This is a genomic window from Pacificimonas flava (assembly GCF_000342165.1).
Taxonomy (GTDB): Bacteria; Pseudomonadota; Alphaproteobacteria; order Sphingomonadales; family Sphingomonadaceae; genus Pacificimonas; species Pacificimonas flava.
Genome location: NZ_AMRV01000033.1, coordinates 1 through 2,487, shown reverse-complemented (window position 1 = coordinate 2,487; position 2,487 = coordinate 1). Strand labels below are relative to the sequence as shown.

The window sequence follows — 2,487 nt, the reverse complement described above, 5'->3', positions numbered from 1 at the left end:
GTAAGCGGTGTGCTCAGCCCACGGTGGGGGTGTAGTTCCACGGCATGAGTTCGCCGAGCCGCTGGCTGCTGTGACCCTGAGCAAGTCTCGTGAGCGTCTGGGTGAGCCAAGCTTCCGGATTGACCTTGTTCAGCTTGCAGGTTTCGATGAGCGAGGCGATGACGGCCCAGTGCTCGCCGCCCTGGTCTGAGCCGGCGAACAGAGCGTTCTTGCGATTAAGCGCGAGCGGGCGGATGCTGCGTTCGACGCTGTTATTGTCGAGCTCTATGCGGCCATCCTCGAGGAACAGGACGAGACCGTCCCATCGGATGAGGGCATAGCGGATCGCCTCGGCGAGGCGGCTCTTACGGCTGAGTTGGCCCAGCCTGGCATCGAGGAGCTGGCGAAGGCCCTGCACCAGAGGCGTGCTGCGTTCCTGGCGCACCTTCTGGCGGTCTCCAGCAGACGCGCCGCGCACATCCGCCTCCACCTTGTAGAGGGCGGCGATACGCGTGAGCACCTCGCTAGCGACCGGCGATGTTCCTTGTGCCGCGAGTTCGTAGAACCGCCGCCTCACATGCGCCCAGCAGAACGCCAGTTGCACGTCGCCGCGGCGCGCGAGCGCGCCGTAGCCACCATAGCCGTCGACCTGCAGCGTCCCGGCAAAGCCGGTAAGATGCTCGATCGGCCGCTCGGCCTTGCGATCAGGCGCATAGCGATAGGCCACCGCCGGCGGATCAGCACCGCCCCACGACCGGTCATCCCTGGCGTAGGCCCATAGCTGTCCGGTCTTGGTACGGCCGCGCCCGGGATCGAGCACCGGCGCGGTCGTCTCGTCGGCGAACAGCTTGCCGCTCTTCTTCAGCTCGGCAAGGAGGTGATCCCGCAGCGGCCTCAGCCACCAGGCTGCCCGTCCGGTCCAGTCGGCGAGGGTGGAGCGGTCGAGCGTGACGCCTTGGCGCGCGTATATCTGCGCCTGGCGGTAAAGGGGCAGATGGTCCGCATACTTGGCTGTGAGGACATGGGCGACGAGCGCCTCGGTGGGAATGCCGCGGTCGACGATGCGAGCGGGCGCCGGGGCCTGCACGGGCGCCGCCTCGCAGGAGCGGCAGCCGTAACGCGGGCGCCGCGTGACGAGGACCCGGAAGCTGGCGGGGACGACATCGAGCCGCTCCGCGACATCCTCGCCGATGACATGGAGATCGCCGCCGCAGCAGCTGCAGACCCGCTCCTCGAGCTCCAGCGTCTGCTCGATGCGTTCGAGATGCGCGGGCAGCGATCCGCGGTTCGTCTTGCGCGGCGGCGGCGTGCCAGCATCCTTCGCGGCCGCCTCGCGGCCCGCGTGCACGCTTGCCAGCGCCGCGCCGATCTCCTCGAGGGCGAGCTGCAGCTGATCCTCGTCCAGCTGCTCGGAGCGAGCGCCGAACCGGTGCCGCTGGAACGCCGCGATGATCGCGTTCAGCCGGGCGATCTCCGCGTCGGCCTCGGTGCCGGCGGCCTCGAGCGCAGCGACCTGATCGGTAAGGCGGCGCTGCGCTTCCGCCTGGCCGGCGATGATCGCGCGGAGCGCATCAGGATCGTCGGGAAGGTCAGCCTCGAGCAGCATCGATGACGACTGAATCACCGGCCAAGAGGCGCGTCAAGCAGTGATACGCGGCGCCTGCGGACGCCTTCCGCCATGCACCCGGCGCCAGTCCAGACCTTCCATGAGCGCGCCGAGCTGGGCCGAGCTCAGACGCATCACGCCGTCCTGGATACGCGGCCAGCGGAAGCTGCCCTGCTCGAGACGCTTCGCCATCAGGCACAGTCCGGTGCCGTCCCACCAGACCAGCTTGACGCGGTCCGCCCGCCGCGCGCGAAACACGTAGACGACGCCGGAAAACGGATCCGCGCCGAGCTCCGCCTTGATGAGCGCCGCGAGCGAGTCCGGCCCTTTACGGAAATCCACCGGGCTGGTGGCGATCAGCACCCGCGCGCCTGTACCGGGACCGATCACCGGGAGGCCTGCAGCGCCTCGAGGGCCGCGGTCACCAGCGCCGGGTCGGTGCCGTGCGCAATCGCAAGGCGCGCACCCTCCAGCTCCACTTCGATCGCCGTTCCCTTGCGCGCGGCACGGGGCTCCGGTGACGGACGCGGCCGCTGCGCACTCGCAGCTCCCGGCGGCGTGACCACGGCGGGCACGAAAGCGGGTCCCGCTGCTGCCTCGGCGGCGTAGCGTAGCTCGCGCCGCCAGGTGAACAGCTGCGAGGGACGAAGATCATGGCGGCGGGCCAGCGCGCTGATGTTATCCGAGGTAGCCATCTGCGCCACCAGCGCCAGCTTCTCCTCCAGCGGAAACTGCCGCCGGCGCCCCGTGCCGGTGAATACCTCGAAGCGCCGCACCTGCTCCGGCTCCGGACTGGCTCCGTCACATGACCCCGACATAGCTCCAAGCTCCTGCAACCGCGAAAAACGCTTCCTTCAGCGGTCAGCTCAGCGGCTGCAATGTGGGGACGGCACAGCGCTTAC

At 69.1% G+C, this 2,487-nt stretch carries 3 protein-coding genes; all 3 read right to left on the bottom strand.

Annotation, left to right across the window (positions count from 1 at the left end):
- Positions 1 to 13: 13 nt before the first annotated feature.
- From tnpC to tnpA, 3 genes are read right to left on the bottom strand one after another with little or no spacing between them, the layout of a single operon-like run.
- A complete protein-coding gene (gene tnpC / locus C725_RS15025) occupies positions 14 to 1,585 on the bottom strand; it encodes an IS66 family transposase (protein WP_008604021.1) in 1,572 nt (523 codons plus the stop codon).
- A 33-nt stretch (positions 1,586 to 1,618) separates the two neighbouring features.
- Entirely contained in the window at positions 1,619 to 1,948 is a 330-nt protein-coding gene (gene tnpB / locus C725_RS15020; protein WP_008604020.1) for an IS66 family insertion sequence element accessory protein TnpB, read from the bottom strand.
- Positions 1,949 to 1,971: 23 nt separating this feature from the next.
- Complete coding sequence (gene tnpA, locus C725_RS15015) at positions 1,972 to 2,403, bottom strand: IS66-like element accessory protein TnpA (RefSeq protein ID WP_038283787.1); 432 nt, start codon at positions 2,401 to 2,403, stop codon at positions 1,972 to 1,974.
- Positions 2,404 to 2,487: the final 84 nt, after the last annotated feature.